The sequence below is a fragment of the Stenotrophomonas maltophilia genome (genome assembly GCF_001676385.1).
In the GTDB taxonomy this organism is placed as follows: domain Bacteria; phylum Pseudomonadota; class Gammaproteobacteria; order Xanthomonadales; family Xanthomonadaceae; genus Stenotrophomonas; species Stenotrophomonas maltophilia_J.
This window is the reverse complement of the sequence record NZ_LYVJ01000015.1, coordinates 22499-44999: the sequence shown is the minus strand read 5'-3', so window position 1 is coordinate 44999 and position 22501 is coordinate 22499. Positions and strand designations below refer to the sequence as shown.

Below are 22501 nucleotides of genomic sequence, written 5' to 3'. Positions count from 1 at the left end.
TCACGCTCCAACTGCGCCTTGCGCGTGCGTTGCCAGCGCGCGGTGCCGTACAGGTGTGCGAAGGCGCTGCCGCCTGTCTGCCGGGTCCTGCCGCGGCGCTGGGTCGGGCCCGCGGCCATCAGTAGGGCTTCCCGTCCAGGTCGACTCGCTCCGGCTCGGCATCTTCGTCCTGCACCGGTGCACCGGCCTCCTCGCCCAGCAGCTGCGCCACGGCCTGCACCAGCAGGCCAACGTGCATTGCCAGCTCGGCGATCTGCTTGCCCTGCTGCTCGATGATCCCGACGAGTCGGTCGATACGGCTGTCGGTGCTGCTCTCAATCAGGCCCGCGAGGGCAGCGACTGCAGAAGCGCGCGCAACCTCTTCAATCCGTGCAGCGTCCATCACCAACCCTCGTCGTTCGCAGTACCAGGCCGCGGCGTATCCACCGCTCGACCCGCTCCCAGTCCGGCTCCAAGCCCGTGGCCCGGGCAGTCCACACCACGGCAGCCAGATACCACCGCAGCCACCAGCGCAGGCGGACCGACGCAGTCACTGTCGCGTGCATCAGAATTCCTCCACTTCCCAGCCACCGCCGTCGCGCTTGGGCCTGACCTTCACCGCAATGAAGCGGAACGGGTACATGGCCGCTGCGATCTTGATCTTGGCCCGTGCATCGTCCTGCCAGTGCCCCTTCACCTCGTGGCACTCCATGACGCCATCGGCAGCCATGACCGCAAAGTCCGGGGTGTAGAACGTGTTGTCGGCCAGGCGCAGCTTCATGCCCTCGAACCGGTGCCACTGCACCTCGCCTGCCGCCTGCAGCGCGCTCAGCCGCTCGGCATACGCCGCCTCGGTCTTGTTCATCTCGCCCGTTTTCAGCCGGCCCAGCGCCAGCACGCGGCGTTCCCGCGCCGTCTGGCGGACCATCAGGGCGAATCCGGCACAGGCTTGCCCTGCACCTGGTCGATTCCGTCGAGCTGCGCCTCGTACTGCAGCAGGCAACGCTTCCGGCCGTTACTCACCTCGAACACGGCAGACGGCGCCGCCTCCTTCACCCACTTGCAGCGCTTGCGCAGCTGGGCATCGATCGGCACGTAGGTGACCACCGGAACCTTGATGACGGCTGCCGGCGGCGGGTTCGGTTTGGTAGGTGCGGCCTGGCACGCGGCCAGCAGCGCAGCGGTAGCAACCACGATGGCGCGCATGTCAGTACCCCTTCAGTGCCGGGCAGGCGGAATCGAGCAGCTCCAGTGCTGCCTTGCAGGTGTCGGGCCGTTGTTCGTAGCGGCCGCGCCAGGTGGAAGCCTCCTTCTCGGACGCCTCGATCTTGCCGGCCAGCTCCTGAAGTGCTGCGGCGCTTTCTGCTTTGAGGGCTTCCAGCTTCTCGGCTTCCGCCCTCAGCGCAGCGGCAACCTCGGCCAAACGCTGATCGCGGCTGTCCACGTCCGCCTGCAGTCGGGCGGCATCGGCCTGCCAGTCGGCCCGGACCTTGATCACCTGGGCGCTCAGGTCACGGATCTTCTGCTCCTTCTCGTATGCGGTCAGGGCAGAGACCATGCAGCCAAAGGCCAGCACAGCGCACACCGCCTTGAGCTTGCTGCCCGGCTTGCGTAGCCAATGCAGCGCGTCGGCGGCGGTTCCAATGACCAGGTCCCAGACTGCCCGCAGGAATCGAATCAATACGCTCATGGCTTATCGCCTCCGATGGCGCCGGTGGCTCGCTCCACCATGCGCACGTAGCCGGGCAACAGCCGGCGGATCAGGACGCCGGATAGGCCGGCCAGGGGCAGCTGCGGGGCGCCCGCCAATGCGGGCCAGATCGACGCCGCAACAGCGATGACCCATGCGGCCACGATGGCGTAGGCCACGACCGCCACAGCCAGGGCCGCCCAGCGCGCGGCGGTCTGCAGGAGGCGGTGGCCGCGCCGGCGGCTGGCGTCAGCGGCTACCCGCTCCGCATCCTTCTCCGGCAGCAGCAGGACGCCGATCAGCGCTCCCGCCATCGCAACCAGCAGCACGGACTGCGGTACGCCCAGGATCACCCGTTCGGCCTCCCTCAGCGCATCAGCTGTCGCAGGCGCCACAACGGCCGCGGTGAACGTCCCGACGATGGTTTTTAGAGTGCTCACGGGCTCAGTCACGGCACCACCGTCCCGCCGGCCTTGCGGTACACGGCCAACAGGTCGGCAAGCTTCTGTTCGTGCTGGCCGTAGCCCGCGCCGGGCAGGCTCGCCCAGGTCTTGCGGACGGCCTTGATGGCTTCCTCGATCTTCCCCGCCTGGATCAGCGGCAGCGCGCGGCGCTCCCGGATCTGCTGCAGCGCAATCAGGTCCTGGCTCAAAGGCGAGAAGTCCTTCAGGCCGAGCGTCTTCTTGTAGGCGTCGTAGTAGCGGCGCAGCAGCTGATAGCGGCCAGCTGCGGTGGACTGGATCTTCAGCCGCGGCAGATCCACCAGCACGCGCGGATGGTCGGCGTAGCCGCGGAACAAGCCACCACCGACCAGCACGTCGTAGCCGCGGTCGTTTGTCGGCTGCCGGCCGTTGTCCGTACCTTCGGACCAAGCCAGCATGTCGAGGAAGGCCACGACGTTCACGCCGCCAGCCTGTTGGGGAGTGATCTGCGCCATAGCGTCTCCGGAAAAGAAAAAGCCCCCGGCTTTCGCCGGAGGCTTCTATGTCATCGTGCCGGAATTAAACCCCTTGCAGGTGGCACCTGTCAAGCTGTATCGCGCGCGCGTTAGGCAGCCAATGCGATACCCGCGAGCATCCCGTGGATCCTGTCCTCCCCGCGCCGAACCAGCTCCAAGTACGCCTTAACGTGCATCATTGGTTCACCCGCGTTGGCGAGCAGCAGCTGCGCCGTTTCGTACCGCTCGTTCTTCACCCTGCCCTTTCCGCAAAACCGCGCGCGCAACACGCAGGACATTGCCTTGTTGTCCCGGGCTATCACCGTCACCAGGTCCTCGACTCGCTGAGCACGCGCGTCCACGGTCATCGGCTTGAAGCCCTGTGCCCGGCCTGGCAGGTCGCCTTTGTAGTCAATCAACGCCTGCAAGATGCTGCGCGACTGATGCCCCAGGTAGTCACAGTCCCGATGCAAGGCGAACTGCACTCCCCAGTACTCCAACTCCGCCCTCACGTATGCCCCGAAGGTATCCACCTGCATTTCCGTTCCCCTACCAGTCTTCGGCTATTCACCCGCGCAGCGCGCGGCACCTTCTGCGGCCCTTTTGAGGCCCTCTCTCGCTGTCCCATCAGGTAGGCACCTCCGGGCGAGCGGCGAGCGCTGCTTCCCAAGCGTCCTGCATCTCAGGATCATCAATGCAGCGCCGTTTGAGGACCCACGTCTCCATGAAGGCGATCTCCATCTCCACTGGCAGCTCCACCGGCACCAGCACGTAGCCCTCGGGCGGCGTGAGGGCGGCATGGTAGGCAAGGACCGCACGAACTGCCCTAACCTCGACTGGCAAGAGCTCCTCCGGATCACAGCCGAAAGCCTGAGCCAACAGCTCCCGCGCCCGCTTCTCGATGGCGTCCATCAGGCCACCTCCGGGCCGGCCGGCTCGTCCGCAAAGTGCGTGATCTTGGGGTTGCCACCCCGCCAGCTGCCGAACACCGGCCGCTTGCTCACCGAGTCCCACAGCATCAACCGCGTGCCGTCCTGCGGCGCCTCCGCGATGGGCCTCCAATCAACGATCCGGGTCGCAAGGGGGTGCCCCAAGGCAGCCAGAAATTCCTTCGCTGCACTGCCGCTCATGCTGCCTGCTCCCAACTGGCCGTCAGGCGCTGCACCTGCCCGCCGCGGGCCTCGAACTGCTCCACCGTCTCGGCCGGGGCCTTGGCGATCGCGTCGGTCTTTACCCGCTTCGGCCGGGACACTGTGTTGTGATCCATTCGACGCTCGCGGGGTGCACGCTGGGGGTTGATCCTCGGCGCCATGGCCTTCGTCTTCTTCATGCTCCCGCCCTCAGTTCGTTGATGTAGGTCTGCTGTGCGATCAGGTCGTCGTCCGATCCGAACGCCTCGTGGAATCTCTTGGACCAGTGCAGTGGTGGGCCCCAGCGGGCCACCATTTGCTTCTGAGTCATGTGTTCTCTGCGGTATCGCTGGTGATGCCACTGGCACAACGCGTAGCCGAAGAAATGGCCGCGCCGGATGTTTCCCGACTTCGCGTGGTTGTATTCGCAGCCGTAGATCACATGCTTCTTCGCCATAAGTCCCTGCGCGTAGCGGACGAGGCACGCCATGCACGGCCCGGTCTTCGCCAGTTCGATGCGTGCTGCCTCCGCCTCCGTCGGCGGCGGTGCGTTCGACCACATCACCGCAGCTCCGGGATCGGACCCGCGTAGCGGGTGATCGGGATCCGCCGCATGCCGTCGCGCCAGACAGTCATCCCGCGTGTCGCGTAGACCACCATCGGCTTGATCCCGTAGCCGTAGGCCAGATACCAGCCCGCCTCGGCCACCGGCTCGCTCACCGGGCGGACTTCGACGTTGAAGTGATCGGGGCTCATGCTGCTTTGCCCTCCAGCAGCGCCACGATCTCGGCCAGGCGCGTACGGGCCCTGTCATCCGCTGTCGGCGATGCCTCGACCGTTCCGGCCAGCAGCGCCATCGGGTTAAAGGCCGGGGTGGCGGGCGGAAGGGCCAGGTGTTCCGCCACCTGCCCCTCCAACAGCTGGCCAGCGGCCAACGCTTCTCGCAGGACGCTGTCACGACCGGACACGTCGCCGCCCAGAGAAAACTGGTAGGTGGCGATCCGGTGTGCAGCGCGCGCTTCCTTCACCAGCCGGGTGTAGACCTCCAGGAACGCCGGGCGCGCAGCGATTATGTCGCCCGCCTGCACCAGCGGCAGCGCCGCCGCCCACGCATCGCGGGTCTGCTCAGTCCACACCACGGTCGCACCTTCGTCGGCGGCTCGGATCGCGTTTGCCCATGCCTCATTCGGCGCCGGATGCCCGTCCTCGATGCGTTCCAGGATCGCCGCCAGCGACAGCCGCGCCTTCAGCTCTCGGCGGCAGGCCGCCAGCGCGCGCTCCAGCATCGGCAGCGGATACTGCGCCAGATCCGAAACCATGTAGGCGGCGGCGTTCGGGCTGAGCTGGTCGCCAATCACCTCGGCGGTGGCCACCAGCAGATCGACTAGCCGATCCTGCTCCTGATTACCCAGCATGTGCCGCCCTCCTCTGTGCCAGCAGCGCCTTGGCGGCGTCGGCGGCGCCCAGGTTGGTCTGGGTCTTGTCCGTCTGCCGGGCGGCTTCCTCGGTCACCTGCCGACCGGTGGCCCACTGCGTGCGGTATGCCTCGCACTTCGCCAGCAGCGCGCCCAGGTCGTGCATGTTCTGCACCACGTAGCGCTCGTTGACGGTCAGGAACCACGCGGCCACCAGCGGCGCCTCGCTGTGGCCGAGCCGCTGCACGATCTGCCGGACGTTGGCGTTGACCTTCGCGTTGCGCACCGGCGCCACACCGTGGCGGTCGCGGTAAGCGCTGGCGTAGGCCGCCCAGGTGGCACGGCACGCTGCCTGCAGGTCGGTCTCGGAATCCGCCGCCGGCGGCGCGGCCGGCAGGCCCGCCGGAAATGACGGTTCTCCTGACGGTTCATTGAGGGTTATATGACGGTTAGGCGGCACGGGGCGCACCCCCAGACCTGCGCCCGGTGCATCCCCCCCTGCATGGGGCGCATCCCCCCCTGCATCGGGCGCACCCCCTGCATGGGGCGCATCCCCCCCTGCATCGGGCGCACCCCCTGCATGGGGCGCAGCCCCTGCGCCCGGTGCAGTACCTGCTTTTCCAGACTTGCGGCCAGCCTTCGACGGCGCAGCGGCCTTGTCGAAGTTGGCCGGAGTGACCCTGTAGACCGTGCTGCTGTTGAACCGGCGGTCACGGGTCAGCAGGCCAACGGCCTCCAGATGATCCATTGCCGTGCGCACAGCGCGCGCCGACATGCAGCAGCGCGCGGCGATGGTGCCCACCGCCGGCCAGCACACGCCGTCGTCGTTCGCCTGATCAGCCAACGAGATCAGCACCGCCTTCTGCGTGACGCTCAGGCCCTGTAGCGGCCAGCACTGAGACATGATGATGGTCGACATGTCAGAGCCCCAGCGTCAGGTTCTCGCCCGGCGCAACCGGCCACCAGGTGCATGCAGGCTTGCCCGTGGTTGCGCACGGCGCGGTTGGGCCGCGCCAAATGCGTCCCTCGCGGGCCAGCTCAGGCAGTCGGCGACCCAACATATGGCGATCGAGGCCAGTCAGCGTCGACAGGTGCAGGCTGCTCTGGCCTGGATGGCGGATCACCGCAGCCTCAGCCTTGGCGTGTTGGACGCGTAGCGCGCCGCTGGCGACAAGTTCGGCAGCAGCGGCATGGCTGGTGTGCGGATCGGTGGAGCGCGCGAGCGTGCTGCTCATCGGTACTACCTCGTAGGGTCTTCGGGCCGTTTCAGTCCCTGAAAAGGGACTACTTCGCCGTTGGTTCTCGGGAGCCGGTAGCGGCGCCCAAGTTCGCCGCGTGCCAGCTCTGTTGCGGCCTCCTCAGGAGTGATCCCCAGCGAGGCCGCGTATTGATCAAGCAGCTTTCGCTGATCGCGCGACAGCTGAATTTCCATGGACCCTCCCCAGGGACTCTTTGGGTCCTTCAGGCCACATCACGGTCGGGGCTACGCTGTTCCAGCGCGGCGAGGCCGGCCAGCACCAAGTCACGAACGAACACCGCAGGCTGGCGCCCGTTGAAGTTCGCCGCCGCATCGATCAATGCCTTTTCCGTGTCGTTGAACCGGACCTTGATCGGGTTGTCACGAAGGTTCGAAGGATCTGCGTACATATCCGTATGAGAAGTTCAGGAGGAAGTTGTGGAACGAACTGCTACAGCGCGCGACACGTCAGGCCGCATCGACCGGGACAATTCGGTCATGGTCGAAATCGGTAGGTGCTACGGGATCGGGCGGCTTCACCTCGCCGCCGAGCAGGCGCTGGATCTGCGGCAGTGCCGGCAAAACGCCCTCTTCCGGCCAAGCCTCGACCTCAGCTACGGGAAGCTGGAGCAAGGTCGCGAGGTGCTTGTCGTTTGCGAGGCCGAGCCGGGCGCGCAGCGCGCGCTTGTTCATGCGGCTGTCGACCAACTGGCGAAGGGTTGAACCTTCAGCCGGACTGCCCTGGAGGAACCTGCTCGAATGCAACTTAAGCAACGCAAAGGCACTCGCCGCTCGAGGCGACTGTGATCGTCCCGTGGCGAGATCACCCACGGTCGACCCAGCTGCGCCGATCGCCTCGCCGATCTGGGCATACGTCATACCCACCGACTGAAGCTCACCAATGATGGAAGCCCAAGATTTGTCCATGCCGGCCACACTACGGTATTCCGTAGCATCAAGTCAACGGCATTCCGTTACGGAGTTCCGTTCAAATGATGGGATGGAGACTATCGGCACAAGAATTCGCGCAGAGCGCGAAGCCCAGGGGATCAGTCGCGGGGAACTGGCAAAGTTCGCCGGCATCGCGCCGACCACCCTTTCCAATCTTGAATTGGGCCTATCGAAGTCCAGCACCGCCCTACACAAGATCGCCGCTCGACTCGGTGTCCATGCCGATTGGCTGGAAACCGGACGCGGCCCCAAGGGTGACCGTGGGGCTCCAGTCGCATCGTTCTCGGAGACTGAGACGCCCCCGGGCTATGTTCGCTTCGACTTGTTTGAAGGGGGTGCAGGGATGGGTGCAGGGCTGGTCAACCAGGACTACCCGGAGGTAGTGAAGACCATCGAGGTCGCCGAGTGGGAGGTCCGCCGGAAGCTCGGATACCTACCTAAGCCTGGCAGGATCCAGATCATCACCGGCCGCGGGCCATCGATGCGGCCCAAGCTCGAAGACGGCGACATTGTCTGGATCGATACCAGCTGCAACTACTTCGACGGCGACGACTACTACCTGATCAACATCGGGGGCGAGACCCAGATCAAGATGCTGCAGAAGCGTGGCGACGGTCTCTACGTTGTAAGTGTCAACACCGACTTCCCAGCCTATAGGCCGGATCCTGGCGATGTGAGCATCCTTGGCAAGGCGCTGATCCACGCAGGGCTGCGGAAGTTCTGAGGTCGCAACAGGCTGCCACTATCGTCCCAATCTGGGACAACAAAAAAGCCCCGCCGGAGCGGGGCTTTCTTCCCAGCGACAAGCAAGGCGATTACGTCGCAGCCTTCAATAGCGGTTCCAGCATGTTCTGAAGAACCCAGCTCAAGATACCCACAACGGCCGCTCCCACCGGAATCGTGATGGAGGCTATCGCCACCCACATCTTCACGGTAGTAGGCATATGAGTGATGCGCTCCTTGATCGTCGCAACATCGATTTCGACCGCACGGAGACGGTCGTCGAACTTTGAAAAATCAGTCATAGGTTGCGGACCCGAACTCGACACGGGTGTTTCCAACGTCTTCAGAATGGGGGCCGACGGGCTTACTCTAACAACTACCGTTCTCAGCCCGTCCGGAGAAGACGACACGATGGCTGCTGGAAACTGAACAACGAAGTCCAGACCACCAGCCTTGTCTACGCCGGACACCGTTAAGGTTCCGTGCCGTGCTTGGCTATTGCGGCTTCACGCGCCGCTAGGGACTGCTTAAGTGAGTCCCGCATCTTGCACATCGCGTCGCAGAATTCGTCGAACTTAGCCACTGGGATGAGAACCGTTGCAACGTCCTCCCGGAAGGCCTCCGTTTCGTTGCCCTCGGCCTTAAGGCGAGCGACCTGAATTCCGTCTTGAACAAAGATCTCTTGCTCGAAATTCTCCTGCAGCATGCGCAGACCCTCGCGCCAGTACTGGATATGCACATATCCGTCCGGGCTAGGGCCAGCCAGCGCGATTCCAGTCGCCATGGCGCTGGTAAACGCGGGGTGCTGCACGTGCTTCATCGTCACCTTACTCAAGCCATTCCCCTGTCGTCCGCCCGTCCTGGGCAGCCGAATCATATAGGTGTGTGCCTATTGCAGTCATTAGTACTGCTACTACTGCCCAAGGAGCAGCATCCCAGCCTGGCTCAGCCGTGTCACTTGCAGGGGCGGACGAGCCATTCATGAACCCAATTCCGTAGGTTCATAATTTTCTACGGAATTCCGTTTGACAAGGTATTACGGTATTCCGTAGTCTACATCCTGTCGCCCAACATCACCCCATCCCGGGGCCAGGCGCAGGAGATCAGCATGGCCACCCTTTCCCTCGGCGTCCGCCAGTCGACGCCAACCGTCGCCGCCGACAGCCTCAACGCCAAGGTGGTTTCCGACCTGGGCGCTGCCCGCCTCCTTCAGTCCGCTGACGAAGCCGAGCACTATGCCGGCCAGCTGCTGGAAGCCGCCAAGCAGCTGCGCGCCGCGCAGCAGGGCGCCGCCGCATGAGCGCTACCCTCGCCCGCCACTCCAACGCTCAGCGCGCGGCCGCCGCCGCAGGCATCGTCGCCCGCGCCGGGCGCCGCTGGGGCCTCCTCCCCTACCAGGTCGTCATCGCCGCCAGCATCGCCGCCAATGCCGTCCTGCGGCACGGTCAGAGCGCTGCAGGCGCCGTCGCCGCCGTCCGCCGTGCAGCGCGCGCCAAAGGCGGTGCTGCATGAGCACCCAAGTCGAATTCACCGCCAAGTGCTTCGGCGCGAACCTCGGCCTCACCCGGAACAGCGACAACTCCTGGCGCATGTCGCTCTACACCTTCGTAGGGAAGGACAGGAAGCACCGAGGGATTGCCTTCGCCTGCGCCAGTCCCGGAAAAGTGCCGCGGGTAGATGCCCACGATGCTGATACCGACACCCCTGCCGCGCTGTGGCTTGGCTCGGCATGCATCGATCTGCCGGCCACCCTCGCGCCGAAGATCCAGGCATTCCTCACTGAGCATGCCAACGGCGGTGCCGCGTGACCGACCACGACTTCTTCGCCGCCATGGCCGCCGGCATCCCGCCCATCACCCCGCCCGTCAGCCCGGCGTCGGCGCCGGCCGAGCCCACTGCCGAACAGGAGACCGAGTAATGCGCCACCTGGCCCTGCCCTTCTTCTGCGCCGTCGTCGTCGGCCTGCTCCTCGCCGTGCTCGCTTGGGCCCTGCGCAACCAGGTCGACGCTGTCGCCCTCGCCTGCGCCATCGGCGCCGTGTTCTTCGCATGGCGCTGCTGGGAGGACCTCAACACCACCTGGCCGGCGTTCAAGGCCGAGATACAGCGCCGCAGCGATGAACGACAGCGCGGCCCGCTCTCCGCCGACGACACCCACTGATCCCCTGCCCTGCGCTCGCCCCCTGTAGCGCAGGGAATCCGCGCCGGCCGGGTTCCAGCAGCCGGCAACCCATCCCAGGAGTCCAGCGTGCGTAACCAGCTCGACATCTTCGACCACGATCCGGCCCGCACGGCAGCGGCCAACCGCGCCGCCGCCGAGCGCGCACTGCACGACGTGCAGTTCACCGCCACCGTCCGGCAGGAACGCCACGACTACTACGTGGGCGAAGCCGAACGCTGGGAACACCTCGCCGCGCACAGCGCGCGCTCCACCACTAGCAAGGACATGCAGGCATAAGCGATGCCAACAAGATTGCGGCGCTGGCGAGCGCTAAGTCAGTACCAGTTCGAGCCCATCAGATCGCTAAGCAGAGCTTCGGCTTTCTCCATGGCGTCCTTCTGCGAAGTCACCGGAATGGCCAAGCCGGCCTGGCTAGGACCATAGATCACGTGGATAGCAGTCACCTCGCCCCTGCCGGGGCCATCAGTAGCTACACGGACCGTCACGTCTCTTCCCCTGATCTTGAAGTTCCAGTCCTCGTGCCACCGCGCTCGCTCGACCACTTAACTCCCCTGTCACAGCCATCCCACTTCTCAGCATACAAGACCTCGCCAACGTGGAGCGCGTCGTCCAATGACTGACCAGCTGCTCAGCAACCCGGCCCAGGCATCGGTGCCCTATTCCGACGGCCCGATCTGGAACGCGTTTGGCCTCACCTATGCCGCATACCTGGTGGTGCCTCGTCGCACCCTGCAGTCAATGCCAAAGGAATGGCAGGAACGCTTCGTCGCCCTGATGGCCGAGGCGTACGACCATCTTCCCGACAGCGCTTTCCCCGAATACAGCGTGCTGCGCAAAGAACATGGCCGATTCATCACCGACCCGCTCCGTGACTACCGCCACACCGGGCCGATTCCGCCCAAGGGAAGCAGCGATGGGCCCTGATCAGCTTCGTGCCTTCGCCCGCTCGATCCTCGACCGCAAGCTGCGTGCCGGCTGGCGTCGAGAGCAGATCCTGCGCATCGAGTACGAAGGATTCACGGGCCCGGCGCACGCCGGCTACCTGATCTCCGCCGGAAAGATCTCTGTGTGCCAGGAAAACCAGTATCTGATCCGCCATACCGACGCGTGGGCCGTGACGTTCCGCATGGCCGACCTGCTGCGTGATGAACCCGCACCACCGCCGGCCGCGCCGGCCCAACTGGATCTGTTCGCATGACCACACCACTTCCTGTTTCCTCGGCCACCGTTGTCGAGGCCACCAAGGCATCGTCGCCTGTCGCCGCGGTTGTCTCTGCCATGCGGCGTGTCGATCCGGCCACCGCTGTCGACGGTCGCGAGGTGCGCGCTTGGGCTGACACCCTGCTGAAAGCGCTCTACACCGCTCAGCCAGTGCGCTGGGAGTACCGCAACAAGGACGATCACCGGCCTGGCTGCTGGATGCAGGCCGACGCGGGACACGTCTACGCTGCGCACCAGCGTGGGCTCGTTGTCCGCGCACTGTTCGAGACACCGCGCGTAATCCAGCCCGAGAAGGTCCACGACTTCCAGCGGCGGGTGTGCACGCGCTGCGGGATGAGCGAGGACTGGGCAGGGCCGGATTGCTTCCCACCCAACAACAAGCCCGACCCGCGCAAGCTGCTGCCTGTCGACCCGAGCTGGTTCCTTGAGCCGCTGAAGTGGATCCGGGACGCCGGCCCGGCGCCGGTCAGCACGCACGAGCGCCGCCGCAGGGCCACCGAAGCCACATTCCTGATTGAACAGCTCGAAGCCCACATCGAGGAGTGCAACAAGCCATGACCCAGGAACATATCAGCCACCCGGAAGGGTTGCCGAACTGCGCCGCCGGCCACCGCGCGCGCCACATCCACGACAAGCGCTGCGCCTCCGCCGGCGGTGGTCACCTGGTCGAGTGCGCCTGCAGGTCGACCAGCAAGCATGCCGACCCCGACAACGCCATCGCCGCATGGCGTCGGCTCAACCGTCCGGCGCGCAGCGCGCGGGCACCGTCGCCGGCAGCTGTTGCCGACAACGTCGTACAGATGCGCCTGGTGATGGCAGGCGGAGGGAAGGTGGCCAGTGGCGTCTGACATGTATTTGTCGCGGGACGAGATCACCGGCCTGTGCCGCACGCCACAGCGCGCGCGCCAGGCGGCATTTCTCCGCAAGAATGGGATCAAGCACTACCTGGACGCGCACGACTGGCCGGTCGTGCTGCGCTCCAGCGTTGAGGGAACGGCGCATGCACCAAAGGCGCCGACGACATGGACTTCCAGCAAGGTCGCTTGAAATGGGACGGAAACCGAGTAAGCCGGGGGCAATCCCCCGGTTCAGGCCACGCAAGCAGAAGTCGGGCGTGACCCACTACTACTATGACCACGGCGGCAAGCCGAGGCGCGAAACACCCCTCGGCAGCGATTACGGCGTGGCCATCAAGCGATGGGCCGAGATCGAACACGCGAGCACGATCCCCGCAGCGGCCGTCGTGACCTTCCGGCACGTTGCCGATCGCTACCGCGCCGAGGTGGTTCCTACCAAGGCCGTCACCACCCAGCGCCTCAACAATCGCTGCATCACTGCGCTGCTGAGCTACTTTGACGCACCGCCAGCGCCGTTTGAAGCCATCCGTCCGATCAACATCCGGCAGTATCTGGATTGGCGCAAGGCGAAGGTGATCGCGAACCGCGAGGTTTCGCTGTTCTCGCATATCTGGAACTGGGCGCGCGGCAAAGGCATTACCGATCTACCCAACCCGTGCGAGGGCATTCGTCGCAACAAGGAAGCGGGCCGCGACGTTTACGTGGACGATGACGCTTTCAGGGCCGTCTATGCACATGCCGACGCAGCTCTGCGCGACGCCATGGATCTGGCCTACCTCACCGGCCAGCGCGTTGGCGACGTGTGGTCCATGGACGTGCGCCAGGTCACAGCGCGCGGCCTCGTCATCCAACAGTCGAAGACCAGCAACCGGGTCACCATGGAGATCACTGGCGAGCTGGCTACGCTGCTTGAGCGGATTGCAAAACGTAAGGGGGAGAAGTGCCCGAACGGGCGAGAGAAGGTCTACAGCACGCGGCTGATCGTAGACGACGACGGCCTGGCCCTAGGGCGCGCGGCGCTCCGCTACCGGTTCGACAAGGCCCGGAAGGCAGCAGGAATTGCAAAGGGGGAGTTTCAGTTCCGAGATCTCCGCGCAAAAGCGGGTACGGACAAGGCCGATTCGGCAAAGGACATTCGCGAGGCGCAGCACCAGCTGGGGCATTCATCGGTCACCACGACCGAGATCTACGTCCGAAAGAAGCGGGGTTCCAAGGCGACCCCTACACGTTAAATCCCGCACAAAAAAAGACGGCCCTTCCGGGCCGTCTTTCGTGAAATAACAGGGCCGACCTAAGTTAGAAACCGGTGGTATCCCGCATGTCACTTCTCCTTGTAGTTGAGCAAACCATACATCGGCTATGCAGCCCGGTCAAGCCCCCCCCGTTTCCGGGGGCCGGCAATCGGTTTGGCGCCGTTTCCATCTACACCAAGCCCCCCAACGTCCCGACCTTCTGCCGGCAGGAGGCGGATTTTCCACCTGTACGCGACCTTGTAGAACTCACAGTAAGCCGATGGCGACGCCTTCCGATACTCATCGATCAGTGGTTCAAAAACAGTGTAGTTCCGTATCACCCGCGTTGCCTGCAGTGAGAACGCATAATCGTCATCGACCAACTTAGCGTTGATAGCGCCGCAAAACGTTTCAAAACCGTCAAGGTAGGGACGGATGTAATCCCATTCAGCCGAACTCCCCCTCACCTTTGCCAAGACATCAGCGGGCATCGGACGACCACGATCGGAAAAACAATCGATAAACTGTGTCTCAGGTGCATGCGCCAAGTCGTAAACACCCTTCCGCAAATTCGCTGCCGGCAGATCAGAGAAGTGCTGGTGGTAGAAGGCATAACAGCGCCAGTCGTGATCACGCTGAAGCTGCTCGTACCCCTCTTCCTGCTGCTGCCGGTGGGCTTCTAGGATTACCTCTTGCGCGTGAAGCTGGCGTCTAACGAGCAGCACGGACATTAGGCCGGCCGCCCATACAAACAACTCGGCGCCCTTAAACAAGGCCGCTTGGTACGCCTTAAAGTACACACCACCAGCGAACGACACAAATGCAAGAACGACCGCGATTGCGATCAGCTTTGAAGCATGCCGATAAAGAAATTCGCCCCACTTATCCATGGATCCCTCCTGTGCACCAATCATAGGTTCACGGAGGATTAATGTCCACGAGGTGTGAACGCAGGATACCCAGCTGGAGGTATTGCGGAGCGGCCCGAAGATTGCGGAGCGCCTAGGATAGCGCCAACCGTTGGGAGACATGGAGCGGGCGATGGGAATCGAACCCACGTCAGTAGCTTGGGAAGCTACAGCTCTACCATTGAGCTACGCCCGCAGTGCGCGGTGAAAGTCTATGCGGTTGGCCCGGTGTTGCGCAATGGCAGCAGGGCCGCAATGGGGTCAGAGCCGTTTCCTGGCGGAAACGGATCCGCCCCCTGGCACGAAGGGTCAGATCCCTTTCCCTGCGGAAAGGGATCCGACCCCGGCGGTTGCTGATTAGAACGTGCCGCTGAAGTTGGCGAACAGGGTGGCGTCCTGCGCGCGCTTCTGGCCGGTTGACGCGCTCAGGCCGAAGTTGCTCTGCAGGCCGAACAGTTCGGTGCGGGCGCCCAGCACGACGGTAGCGTAGTTCTTGTCGAACTTCAGGCCCGGCACGCGGTAGCTGCCCAGTTCCGGCAGGGTCTGCAGCCAGGCGCTGGCCTGCTGGGTGTCCTCGAACTCGTGATCGTAGGTCACCTGCGCGTACGGCTTGAGGGTGCCGCCATCGAAGCGGGCCTGCCAACCGATGCGGCCAACGGTCGAATCGACGTTCTGGCGGTCGTAGCCCAGCGCGGTGGCCAGGGTGCCGGCGGCAGCGCTTTCGGTGTAACCGTCGATCTTCACCTTTTGCCAGATCACCGAGGCGATCGGGCCGTGGCGGAAGCCGCCTTCGGTCCCGAACTCGTAACCTGCGTTCAGGGCGGCGGTCAGGTTGCTGCCGTCCGGCGAACCACCGTGCTCGCGGGTGGCCGGGCCCAGCTGGACCTTGCGGTTCACGTCATAGGACAGCCAGGTGTAGCTGACCTGGCCGTTCACCCAGATGCGGTCGCCATACCAGCCGGCGAACAGACCAGCGGTGGTGTCCTTCTGGGTGAAGTCGCCTCGGCTGTTGCCGAAGTCGGCGTTGAGGCGACCGAAGCCGGCGAAGCCGCCAAACACCATGCCGTCGCGGGCCCAGTCGATACCGAACAGGCCGGCCGGGGCCAGGCCGTCGTACAGATCGGCGTGGTCGTAGCGCTGCAGGTCACCGCGGACACCGCCCCACCAGGACAGGCCGTCAGCCGGGCGCCCCCCCAGGTGCATGCTGACCTGGTCGGCGCGCGAGCGGCCGATGGTCTGCGCCGAGTGGCTCAGCACCTGCTGTAGGCGCGGGGCCTCCAGCACCGACACCGCGTACTGGCCAAGCAGCGCATGACCTGCGGTGGTCGGGTGCACGCCGTCGGCGAACAGGTAGGTATTGGCCGCATCCGGGCTGACGTAGCTGGTCGGGTTGCAGCCGATGATGCTTGCCGTGGCGTTGTTCGGATCTATCCTGCAGGCAGTACCGGTGACGTTGGTGAAGCCGTACATGCCCGGGTTGGCGGTCACTTCACGCAGGATGCTGAAGGTATCGAGCGGAATGAACTCGATGCCGGCCTGCTTCAGGCCACCGTACAGGGCCTTGTTGTAGCCGGCCGACAGCGCGGTGGCGGCGGCGGCATTCGGACCGCGGAACTGCGGGGTGATGCCCACATCCGGCAGGTTCGGTACCAGCACGTACTGGGCACCGGCCTGCTTCAGTGCGCCCACCAGCGCGATCTGGTCGGTGACCGCTGCGCCGATGATGCCCTGCACCTGGGCCTGGGACGCGCCGCCTGCCGCCGCACGAGTAGCCGCGAACAGATCATTGGCGCCCCCCCAGACGGTGTACAGGGCATTACCGTCAGCCTTGCCACCGTTCGCGGCCAGGTAGCGGGTTGCCTGCGACTTCAGCGACGGAATCACGCCCAGGCCACCGGCCTCGTCCACCGACACCCGGGCACCGCCGACGGCATAGTTGTCGCCACTCTGGCCGTTGCCGTTGGCGGCGCCGTTGAGGCCGTAGTAGTTGGCGACCTGCTGCGCCCACACCCAACCCGGGTTGGTGGTGAATTGGCCGGTGACCGGTTGCACGCCCGGATCCAACAGGGGGCGGAAGTAGCCGGCATCGGTCAGGCTGTCGCCGAAGAACACGGCCTTGGAATACGGGGATTCGCCTGCCATGGCCGGAAGCGCGGCCAGCGCGATCGCGGCCGCCATCAGGGTGCGGATCGGGCGTTTGCTGAGCAGCATGAAAAAACTCCTGTGGGGATATCGTTGAGGACCCGGCGCACGTACGCCGGCGCACGGTGAATGGTTTCACTGCGCCGCGTTTTGCTCACGCTGCGCCGCCGCATGGATTGTCGCCTGAGCGCGCTGGCCCACGCTGTGCCGGGGCTGGCGATCAACGACATTTGCAAGGGTTCCGATCCCCGCAGGCCATCGGCGACAATGCGGCGATGAACATCCAGCTCAACGGCGAACCCCGTACCCTGCCCGCCTCGGCGACCCTCCACGATCTGCTGCAGGCCGAGCAGCTTCTGCAACGCCGGGTAGCGGTGGAGGTCAATGGCGAGATCGTCAGCCGCAGCCGTCACAGCGAACATGTCCTGGCCGAAGGCGACGTGGTGGAGATCGTGCACGCGCTGGGCGGGGGGTGAGGCTGCGCGGGGTCGGATCTGACCCCAGGTTTCTGCGTGACCCCATCTTCAGGCGGATAAGCGATAATCGCGCCATGAACGTTCATGTCTCCCCCGATTCGCTGGTGATCGCCGGCAAGACCTATGGCTCGCGGCTGCTGACCGGCACCGGCAAGTTCAAGGATCTGGAAGAAACCCGCCTGGCCACCGAGGCTGCAGGCGCCCAGATCGTTACCGTGGCCATCCGCCGCACCAACATCGGGCAGAACCCGGGCGAGCCGAACCTGCTGGACGTGCTGCCGCCGGAGCGCTTCACCATCCTGCCCAACACCGCCGGCTGCTACACCGCCGAGGACGCCGTGCGTACCTGCCGGCTGGCGCGTGAACTGCTGGACGGCCACAACCTGACCAAGCTGGAAGTGCTGGGTGACCAGAAGACCTTGTACCCGGACGTGGTACAGACCCTCAAGGCGGCCGAACAGCTGGTCAAGGACGGCTTCGAAGTGATGGTGTACACCTCCGACGACCCGATCCTGGCCAAGCGCCTGGAGGAGATCGGCTGCGTGGCGGTGATGCCGCTGGCCGCACCGATCGGCTCGGGCCTGGGCATCCAGAACAGGTACAACCTGCTGCAGATCATCGAAGACGCCAAGGTGCCGATCATCGTCGACGCCGGCGTGGGCACCGCCTCCGACGCGGCGATCGCGATGGAGCTGGGATGCGACGGCGTGCTGATGAACACCGCCATTGCCGGTGCGCGCAGCCCGGTGCTGATGGCCAGCGCCATGCGCAAGGCGGTCGAGGCCGGCCGCGAGGCGTTCCTGGCAGGGCGCATTCCGCGCAAGCGCTATGCCAGTGCCTCCTCCCCGGTGGATGGGCTGATCGGCTGATGACCAATCCATTCGATAGTGCCGGTTCCAAGGCTCCGCCCAAGCCCTTCACCGTGAGCGAGGGCCGCCGCGAGGTGCGCAGCTTCGTGTTGCGCCAGGGTCGCTTCACCCCCGCCCAGCAGCGCGCGTTCGACGAACGCTGGCCGCGCTTCGGCATCGACTACACCGGGCAGCCACGTGACCTGGACGCCACCTTCGGTCGCCCGGCGCCCAAGGTGCTGGAAATCGGCTTCGGCAACGGTGCTGCGCTGCGCTTCGCCGCCCAGCACGATCCCGCGCGCGATTACATCGGCATCGAGGTGCATGCCCCGGGCGTGGGCCGGCTGCTGAACGCGCTGGCCGAGGACAACGCCGACCACGTGCGGCTGTACCACCACGATGCGGTGGAAGTGCTGCAGAACGAGATCGCCGACGGCGCGCTCGACGAAGTGCGCATCTATTTCCCGGATCCGTGGCACAAGAAGCGCCACAACAAGCGCCGCTTGCTGCAACCGGCGTTCGCCGAGCTGCTGGTGCGCAAGCTGCGCCCGGGCGGCCGCCTGCACTGTGCGACCGACTGGGAAGACTACGCCGAGCAGATGTGGGACGTGCTCGACGCCACTGCGGGCCTGGTCAACCGCGCCGGCCCCCGTGGCAGCGTGCCGCGCCCGGACTGGCGCCCGCAGACCCACTTCGAGACCCGCGGCCAGAAGCTCGGCCATGGTGTCTGGGACCTGCTGTACGACCGCACCTGATCATCGCCCGAGGACGCCGCGCCCCACATGGATACCGCGCTGACGCTGACCAACGACATGAAGCTCGTGCTCGGGCTGGTCGGCTTCACGATGGCGATGTTCCTGTTCGAGCGCATCCGCGCCGATGTGGTTGCACTGGTGGTGCTGGTGGTGCTCGGCGTTACCGGCCTGATCGCGCCGGAAGAAATCTTCGGCGGCTTCTCCGGTAATGCGGTGATGAGCATCATCGCCACCACCATCCTCGGCGCCGGCCTGGATCGCACCGGGGCGTTGAACCGGCTGGCTGCCTGGCTGCTGCGGCGCGGCCATGGCGTCGAGCAACGGCTGCTGATGATGACGACCGCCATCGCCGGCCTGAACTCGTCGTTCATGCAGAACCCGTCGGTGATGGCGTTGTACCTGCCGGTCGCCTCGCGGCTGGCGGCGCGCACGGGGCTGACCCTGCAGCGGCTGCTGCTGCCGATCTCGGCAGCGATCGTGATGGGCGGCGCACTGACCATGGTCGGCAACTCGCCGCTGATCCTGCTGAACGACCTGCTGGCCTCGGCCAACAACAACCTGCCCTCCGGCCTGGCCACCATCGAGCCGCTGCGCATGTTCGCGCCGCTGCCGATCGGCGTGGCGCTGCTGGTGGCCTCGCTGCTGTACTTCCGCTATTACGGCGACCGCAAGCTGATCGAGGAAGAAAACCTGGTCAACGACGGGGTGACCCCGGCACGTACCGAAAGCTACTTCGCCAAGACCTATGGCATCGACGGCGATGTGTACGAGTTGGTGGTCAGCGCCGAAAGCCCACTGGTCGGCATGACCCTGGGCGAGGCCGAGAACCTGCACGATGCGCCGCTGCTGCTGGCGCTCAAGACCGGCAACGACACCCGCCTGGCACCGCCTGCCGAAATGCGCATCTGGGTGGGCAGCGTGCTGGGGGCGATGGGCCCGCGCGAGCAGATCAGCGACTTCGCACAGAACCAGTTCCTGCGCATGTCCTCGCGCCTGAAACACCTGGGTGATCTGTTCAATCCCAGCCGTGCCGGCATTTCCGAGGCCGTGGTACCGCCAACCTCGAACGTGATCGGCAAGAGCGCGGCCGACCTGCGCCTGCGCAAGGAGCGCGGGATCAGCCTGCTGGCGATCAACCGCGACAAGCAGGTGATCCGCGAGGACGTGCGTGACGTGCCGCTCCGGGCCGGCGACATGCTGGTGTTCCACAGCATCTGGACCGACCTGGCGCAGGCCGCGCGCAGCCGCGACTTCGTGGTGGTGACGGACTACCCCACCGGCGAGCAGCGCCCGCACAAGTTCAAGATCGCGATGGCGATCTTCGCGCTGACCATCCTGATCGCACTGACCAGCAAGTTGCCGGTGGCGCTGACGCTGATGACCGGCGTGGCCGGCATGCTGCTGACCGGCGTGCTGCGCATGGACGAGGCCTATGCCTCGATCAACTGGAAGACGGTATTCATGATGGCCGGGCTGATTCCGCTTGGCTGGGCGATGGATTCCAGCGGCGCGGCGGCGTGGGTGGCCGGCCATACCATCGACAAGTTGCCCACCGGCATCCCGCTGTGGGTACTGGAAGTGGCGCTGGCGCTGCTGACGACGGCGTTCTCGCTGGTGATCAGCCACGTAGGCGCGACCATCGTGATGGTGCCCATTGCGGTGAACCTGGCGCTGGCGGCAGGCGGCAATCCGACCGCGTTCGCGCTGATCGTGGCGCTGTCCGCGTCCAACAACCTGATGACGGCCTCCAACCCGGTGATTTCGATGATCACGGGCCCGGCCAACTACACCCCGCGCGAGATGTGGCGGGTCGGCGGCCCGTTGTCGCTGATCTACACCTGCGTGGTGGTGTTGATGATCAACCTGATGTTCTGAGGGTTGGGGTTTGTTGGCAGGGCTGCGCCCTGCACCCGCCGAATCAACGTCAACGTCAACGTCAAAGGCTGGCATTCCGTGGGATGGCGGGGTGGGTCCGGTTGCGGGGGACGCCGTGAACCCGTCCATGGGGGCTTGGCCGCGGCATCCATGCCGCGGACACCCCCGCAACCGGACCCAGCCCGCCTTCGACAGTTTCACGCGGCGGGTGGTGGGTGCCGACCGTTGGTCGGCACGGATCTCGCTCTGGTAGCTGTCGACCTTGGTCGACACGGCTTTTGTAGCGTCGAGCCGTGCTCGACTGCTTCTGGCCTCAAGCCAGGTAGACCTGCCCGTCGCGCACGTCCACCGGCACCGCACGCAGGCGATCGCCCTTGCACGGGCCGGCGATGCAGTCGCCGCTGTCCAGCGCGAACGAGGCACCGTGCGCGGCGCATACCAGGTGGCCCTCGCGGCTCTTCAGGAACTGGCCCGGTGCCCAGTCCAGGCGGCGGCCGGCGTGCGGGCAGATGTTCAGGAACGCGCGCACCTGCGTGCCGTCGCGGTACAGCAGCAGCGATTCGGCATCACCATCAACCACGGCTTCGACCTCGGCAAACGCCCCCTCGGCAATGGCATCAAGAGCAATCAAGGCGGCAGCGGTATTCATGGCAAACGCTCGGGCATCAAACCGGCATTGTCGCACGCCCACTCAGGTGACTGGCTGCGACATGAATACAAGTCATTGATCCGTAATAGACACCTGCTATTTTTAACGAGTTTTTCACTCAATGACAGTGGCGCGTCCCGATACTCTGGTTTCGCTGATCCCAGCCTATCGAGCCGCCATGTTCAATCGCGCATCCGCCGTCAACCAGTTCCGCACCCTGTTCGCGCCGCGCAAGCCGCGTCATCCGCTGGTGCGCATTGCCGTGGGCCTGCTCGGCCTGGCAATCCTGGCTGCAATGGTGTTCATCGGCGTGTTCGTGGGTGCGGCGATGATCCTCGCCGGCCTGGCCTGGAAGCTGCTGGCGTCGCGGAAGCCGGGCACCGCCCGTCCCGCCGACCCGACCGTGGTCGAGGGCGAGTACCGCGTGGTGCGCAAGCCGATACTGCCGGCCTCGCGCTGATCCACGCCTTCCGCGCCCGCTGACGGCGGGCGCCATGCGTTCTAGACTGCGGGCACGCCCTTCCTGGATGCCCGCATGCCTGATGCCTCCGATGTGATCCCCGCCGTAGCCCTGCCGCGTGTGCCGGTAGCCGGTGGTGGCAGTTTCCCCGTGCACCGCATCTACTGTGTCGGCCGCAACTTCGCCGACCATGCCCGCGAAATGGGCGCAGCAGTGCCAGCGGCCGATGACCGCGGCCGGCCGATGTTCTTCAGCAAGCCGGCCGATGCGATCGTGGTCGGCCACGACGATGCCATCCCCTATCCGCCGGCGACCGCCAACCTGCACCACGAAGTGGAGCTGGTGGTGGCGATCGGCCGCGATGGGCCTGCCGGTGAGCTGGCCGTGGCCGACGCCGATGCATTGGTCTACGGCTACGCCGTCGGCCTGGACCTGACCCGCCGCGACCTGCAGGCCGCCGCCAAGGACAAGGGCCACCCGTGGGATGCGGCGAAAGGCTTCGATGCCTCGGCGCCGATCAGCGAGATCGTCCATGCTGCCGAAGTGGGCGAGCTGGCCGCGCTCAACCTGTCGCTGGAAGTCAACGGCGAGGTGCGCCAGCAGGCGCTGCTCGACCAGATGATCTGGAACGTACCGGAGATCCTGCATGAGCTGTCCAAGCTGTGGCAGCTGCGCGCAGGCGACCTGGTGTTCATGGGTACCCCGTCCGGCGTAGCCGCGCTGAAGCCAGGCGACCGCTTCAGCGCGCGCCTGGAAAACGTGGCCGAACGCCACGGCGTGATCGCCGGCTGACATCACCTGCGCTACCCTGCGCGCTGTCCACTTCCCCTCCGGA

General features: G+C 65.4%; 40 protein-coding genes and 1 tRNA gene. 18 read left to right on the top strand and 23 right to left on the bottom strand.

Features of this window, described 5'->3' with window-relative positions; translation table 11 throughout:
• Window positions 1-118: 118 nt before the first annotated feature.
• From A9K58_RS17435 to A9K58_RS17355, 17 genes are all read right to left on the bottom strand, one after another.
• Window positions 119-382: a hypothetical protein gene (locus A9K58_RS17435; RefSeq protein ID WP_065200540.1), complete on the bottom strand. Its 264-nt coding sequence runs from the start codon at window positions 380-382 to the stop codon at window positions 119-121.
• A 162-nt stretch (window positions 383-544) separates the two neighbouring features.
• Window positions 545-907, bottom strand: coding sequence for a DUF1064 domain-containing protein (locus tag A9K58_RS17430; RefSeq protein WP_065200539.1), 363 nt, complete (start codon window positions 905-907; stop codon window positions 545-547).
• A complete protein-coding gene (locus tag A9K58_RS17425; RefSeq protein ID WP_065200538.1) occupies window positions 907-1185 on the bottom strand; it encodes a hypothetical protein in 279 nt (92 codons plus the stop codon). Before A9K58_RS17425 ends, A9K58_RS17430 begins: the two co-directional genes overlap by 1 nt.
• Before the next feature lies 1 nt (window position 1186).
• Window positions 1187-1669 (bottom strand): hypothetical protein, encoded by a 483-nt coding sequence (locus A9K58_RS17420; protein ID WP_065200537.1) that lies wholly within the window; start codon window positions 1667-1669, stop codon window positions 1187-1189.
• The gene (locus A9K58_RS17415; RefSeq protein ID WP_031270409.1) at window positions 1666-2121 is read right to left on the bottom strand and encodes a hypothetical protein; all 456 of its coding nucleotides are present in this window, start codon (window positions 2119-2121) and stop codon (window positions 1666-1668) included. The genes A9K58_RS17420 and A9K58_RS17415 overlap by 4 nt, the downstream gene beginning before the upstream one ends.
• Complete coding sequence (locus A9K58_RS17410) at window positions 2118-2606, bottom strand: glycoside hydrolase family 24 protein (protein WP_065200536.1); 489 nt, start codon at window positions 2604-2606, stop codon at window positions 2118-2120. The genes A9K58_RS17415 and A9K58_RS17410 overlap by 4 nt, the downstream gene beginning before the upstream one ends.
• Window positions 2607-2716: 110 nt before the next feature.
• Window positions 2717-3145, bottom strand: a complete 429-nt coding sequence (locus A9K58_RS17405; RefSeq protein WP_065200535.1) for a hypothetical protein — start codon at window positions 3143-3145, stop codon at window positions 2717-2719.
• An 88-nt stretch (window positions 3146-3233) separates the two neighbouring features.
• The gene (locus A9K58_RS17400) at window positions 3234-3518 is read right to left on the bottom strand and encodes a hypothetical protein (protein WP_065200534.1); all 285 of its coding nucleotides are present in this window, start codon (window positions 3516-3518) and stop codon (window positions 3234-3236) included.
• A complete protein-coding gene (locus tag A9K58_RS17395; RefSeq protein WP_065200533.1) occupies window positions 3518-3736 on the bottom strand; it encodes a hypothetical protein in 219 nt (72 codons plus the stop codon). Before A9K58_RS17395 ends, A9K58_RS17400 begins: the two co-directional genes overlap by 1 nt.
• Window positions 3733-3936 (bottom strand): hypothetical protein, encoded by a 204-nt coding sequence (locus A9K58_RS17390; RefSeq protein WP_065200532.1) that lies wholly within the window; start codon window positions 3934-3936, stop codon window positions 3733-3735. Before A9K58_RS17390 ends, A9K58_RS17395 begins: the two co-directional genes overlap by 4 nt.
• Window positions 3933-4298 carry a Ref family recombination enhancement nuclease gene (locus A9K58_RS17385; RefSeq protein WP_065200531.1) on the bottom strand — a complete coding sequence of 122 codons (366 nt, stop codon included), beginning with the start codon at window positions 4296-4298 and terminating at the stop codon, window positions 3933-3935. The genes A9K58_RS17390 and A9K58_RS17385 overlap by 4 nt, the downstream gene beginning before the upstream one ends.
• Window positions 4298-4492, bottom strand: a complete 195-nt coding sequence (locus tag A9K58_RS17380) for a hypothetical protein (RefSeq protein ID WP_065200530.1) — start codon at window positions 4490-4492, stop codon at window positions 4298-4300. The genes A9K58_RS17385 and A9K58_RS17380 overlap by 1 nt, the downstream gene beginning before the upstream one ends.
• The gene (locus tag A9K58_RS17375; RefSeq protein WP_065200529.1) at window positions 4489-5151 is read right to left on the bottom strand and encodes a hypothetical protein; all 663 of its coding nucleotides are present in this window, start codon (window positions 5149-5151) and stop codon (window positions 4489-4491) included. The genes A9K58_RS17380 and A9K58_RS17375 overlap by 4 nt, the downstream gene beginning before the upstream one ends.
• Window positions 5141-6070 (bottom strand): helix-turn-helix domain-containing protein, encoded by a 930-nt coding sequence (locus tag A9K58_RS17370; RefSeq protein WP_065200528.1) that lies wholly within the window; start codon window positions 6068-6070, stop codon window positions 5141-5143. Before A9K58_RS17370 ends, A9K58_RS17375 begins: the two co-directional genes overlap by 11 nt.
• Window position 6071: 1 nt before the next feature.
• Window positions 6072-6386, bottom strand: coding sequence for a hypothetical protein (locus A9K58_RS17365; protein WP_065200527.1), 315 nt, complete (start codon window positions 6384-6386; stop codon window positions 6072-6074).
• A 226-nt stretch (window positions 6387-6612) separates the two neighbouring features.
• Complete coding sequence (locus tag A9K58_RS17360; protein WP_008268731.1) at window positions 6613-6798, bottom strand: hypothetical protein; 186 nt, start codon at window positions 6796-6798, stop codon at window positions 6613-6615.
• A gap of 58 nt (window positions 6799-6856) precedes the next feature.
• Entirely contained in the window at window positions 6857-7315 is a 459-nt protein-coding gene (locus A9K58_RS17355) for a hypothetical protein (protein WP_065200526.1), read from the bottom strand.
• Window positions 7316-7388: 73 nt separating this feature from the next.
• On the opposite strand from A9K58_RS17355, the gene A9K58_RS17350 reads away from it, so the two are divergent.
• Window positions 7389-8063 carry an XRE family transcriptional regulator gene (locus tag A9K58_RS17350; RefSeq protein WP_065200525.1) on the top strand — a complete coding sequence of 225 codons (675 nt, stop codon included), beginning with the start codon at window positions 7389-7391 and terminating at the stop codon, window positions 8061-8063.
• 91 nt (window positions 8064-8154) lie between these two features.
• Here the strand turns inward: A9K58_RS17350 and A9K58_RS19565 are convergent, their stop codons facing one another.
• Both A9K58_RS19565 and A9K58_RS17340 read right to left on the bottom strand, forming a co-directional pair.
• Window positions 8155-8532 carry a hypothetical protein gene (locus A9K58_RS19565; RefSeq protein WP_155760534.1) on the bottom strand — a complete coding sequence of 126 codons (378 nt, stop codon included), beginning with the start codon at window positions 8530-8532 and terminating at the stop codon, window positions 8155-8157.
• A 2-nt stretch (window positions 8533-8534) separates the two neighbouring features.
• Window positions 8535-8882: a hypothetical protein gene (locus tag A9K58_RS17340; protein WP_065200524.1), complete on the bottom strand. Its 348-nt coding sequence runs from the start codon at window positions 8880-8882 to the stop codon at window positions 8535-8537.
• A gap of 288 nt (window positions 8883-9170) precedes the next feature.
• Between A9K58_RS17340 and A9K58_RS17335 the strand changes: the two genes are divergently transcribed.
• The 11 genes from A9K58_RS17335 (at window position 9171) to A9K58_RS17280 (ending at window position 13553) form a co-directional block, all read left to right on the top strand.
• The gene (locus A9K58_RS17335; RefSeq protein WP_065200523.1) at window positions 9171-9362 is read left to right on the top strand and encodes a hypothetical protein; all 192 of its coding nucleotides are present in this window, start codon (window positions 9171-9173) and stop codon (window positions 9360-9362) included.
• Window positions 9359-9574 (top strand): hypothetical protein, encoded by a 216-nt coding sequence (locus A9K58_RS17330; RefSeq protein ID WP_065200522.1) that lies wholly within the window; start codon window positions 9359-9361, stop codon window positions 9572-9574. Before A9K58_RS17335 ends, A9K58_RS17330 begins: the two co-directional genes overlap by 4 nt.
• Entirely contained in the window at window positions 9571-9870 is a 300-nt protein-coding gene (locus A9K58_RS17325; RefSeq protein WP_065200521.1) for a hypothetical protein, read from the top strand. Before A9K58_RS17330 ends, A9K58_RS17325 begins: the two co-directional genes overlap by 4 nt.
• A 109-nt stretch (window positions 9871-9979) precedes the next feature.
• Window positions 9980-10222, top strand: coding sequence for a hypothetical protein (locus A9K58_RS17320; protein WP_065200520.1), 243 nt, complete (start codon window positions 9980-9982; stop codon window positions 10220-10222).
• 87 nt (window positions 10223-10309) lie between these two features.
• On the top strand, window positions 10310-10519 hold the full coding sequence (locus tag A9K58_RS17315) for a hypothetical protein (protein WP_065200519.1): 210 nt from the start codon (window positions 10310-10312) through the stop codon (window positions 10517-10519).
• 336 nt (window positions 10520-10855) lie between these two features.
• Window positions 10856-11167: a hypothetical protein gene (locus tag A9K58_RS17305; protein ID WP_065200517.1), complete on the top strand. Its 312-nt coding sequence runs from the start codon at window positions 10856-10858 to the stop codon at window positions 11165-11167.
• Complete coding sequence (locus tag A9K58_RS17300) at window positions 11157-11441, top strand: hypothetical protein (RefSeq protein WP_065200516.1); 285 nt, start codon at window positions 11157-11159, stop codon at window positions 11439-11441. The genes A9K58_RS17305 and A9K58_RS17300 overlap by 11 nt, the downstream gene beginning before the upstream one ends.
• Complete coding sequence (locus A9K58_RS17295; protein WP_065200515.1) at window positions 11438-12022, top strand: hypothetical protein; 585 nt, start codon at window positions 11438-11440, stop codon at window positions 12020-12022. Before A9K58_RS17300 ends, A9K58_RS17295 begins: the two co-directional genes overlap by 4 nt.
• Window positions 12019-12312, top strand: coding sequence for a hypothetical protein (locus tag A9K58_RS17290; protein ID WP_065200514.1), 294 nt, complete (start codon window positions 12019-12021; stop codon window positions 12310-12312). The genes A9K58_RS17295 and A9K58_RS17290 overlap by 4 nt, the downstream gene beginning before the upstream one ends.
• A 1-nt stretch (window position 12313) precedes the next feature.
• Window positions 12314-12511, top strand: a complete 198-nt coding sequence (locus A9K58_RS17285; protein ID WP_065200513.1) for a DUF4224 domain-containing protein — start codon at window positions 12314-12316, stop codon at window positions 12509-12511.
• Between the two features lies 1 nt (window position 12512).
• Window positions 12513-13553 (top strand): tyrosine-type recombinase/integrase, encoded by a 1041-nt coding sequence (locus A9K58_RS17280; protein WP_065200512.1) that lies wholly within the window; start codon window positions 12513-12515, stop codon window positions 13551-13553.
• Window positions 13554-13678: 125 nt separating this feature from the next.
• Here the strand turns inward: A9K58_RS17280 and A9K58_RS17275 are convergent, their stop codons facing one another.
• The 3 genes from A9K58_RS17275 to A9K58_RS17265 all read right to left on the bottom strand — a co-directional run bounded on the left by A9K58_RS17275 (window position 13679) and on the right by A9K58_RS17265 (window position 16672).
• Entirely contained in the window at window positions 13679-14443 is a 765-nt protein-coding gene (locus A9K58_RS17275; protein WP_065200511.1) for a DUF4760 domain-containing protein, read from the bottom strand.
• Between the two features lie 140 nt (window positions 14444-14583).
• Window positions 14584-14657 (bottom strand) — tRNA-Gly (locus tag A9K58_RS17270).
• Between the two features lie 161 nt (window positions 14658-14818).
• A complete protein-coding gene (locus A9K58_RS17265; RefSeq protein WP_065200510.1) occupies window positions 14819-16672 on the bottom strand; it encodes an autotransporter domain-containing esterase in 1854 nt (617 codons plus the stop codon).
• 206 nt (window positions 16673-16878) lie between these two features.
• On the opposite strand from A9K58_RS17265, the gene thiS reads away from it, so the two are divergent.
• The 4 genes from thiS to A9K58_RS17245 all read left to right on the top strand — a co-directional run bounded on the left by thiS (window position 16879) and on the right by A9K58_RS17245 (window position 20557).
• The gene (gene thiS / locus A9K58_RS17260; RefSeq protein WP_065200509.1) at window positions 16879-17079 is read left to right on the top strand and encodes a sulfur carrier protein ThiS; all 201 of its coding nucleotides are present in this window, start codon (window positions 16879-16881) and stop codon (window positions 17077-17079) included.
• Window positions 17080-17153: 74 nt separating this feature from the next.
• A complete protein-coding gene (locus A9K58_RS17255) occupies window positions 17154-17948 on the top strand; it encodes a thiazole synthase (RefSeq protein ID WP_065200508.1) in 795 nt (264 codons plus the stop codon).
• Window positions 17948-18682 (top strand): tRNA (guanosine(46)-N7)-methyltransferase TrmB, encoded by a 735-nt coding sequence (gene trmB / locus A9K58_RS17250; protein ID WP_065200507.1) that lies wholly within the window; start codon window positions 17948-17950, stop codon window positions 18680-18682. Before A9K58_RS17255 ends, trmB begins: the two co-directional genes overlap by 1 nt.
• Window positions 18683-18709: 27 nt before the next feature.
• On the top strand, window positions 18710-20557 hold the full coding sequence (locus A9K58_RS17245; RefSeq protein WP_065200506.1) for an SLC13 family permease: 1848 nt from the start codon (window positions 18710-18712) through the stop codon (window positions 20555-20557).
• A 313-nt stretch (window positions 20558-20870) separates the two neighbouring features.
• Here A9K58_RS17245 and A9K58_RS17240 read toward each other — a convergent pair whose 3' ends face one another.
• Window positions 20871-21206, bottom strand: coding sequence for a Rieske (2Fe-2S) protein (locus tag A9K58_RS17240; RefSeq protein WP_065200505.1), 336 nt, complete (start codon window positions 21204-21206; stop codon window positions 20871-20873).
• Between the two features lie 178 nt (window positions 21207-21384).
• Between A9K58_RS17240 and A9K58_RS17235 the strand changes: the two genes are divergently transcribed.
• Together A9K58_RS17235 and A9K58_RS17230 are read left to right on the top strand one after the other, a co-directional pair.
• Window positions 21385-21666, top strand: coding sequence for a hypothetical protein (locus A9K58_RS17235; protein WP_065200504.1), 282 nt, complete (start codon window positions 21385-21387; stop codon window positions 21664-21666).
• 75 nt (window positions 21667-21741) lie between these two features.
• Window positions 21742-22458, top strand: coding sequence for a fumarylacetoacetate hydrolase family protein (locus A9K58_RS17230; RefSeq protein WP_065200503.1), 717 nt, complete (start codon window positions 21742-21744; stop codon window positions 22456-22458).
• The last annotated feature ends 43 nt before the right edge of the window (window positions 22459-22501 follow it).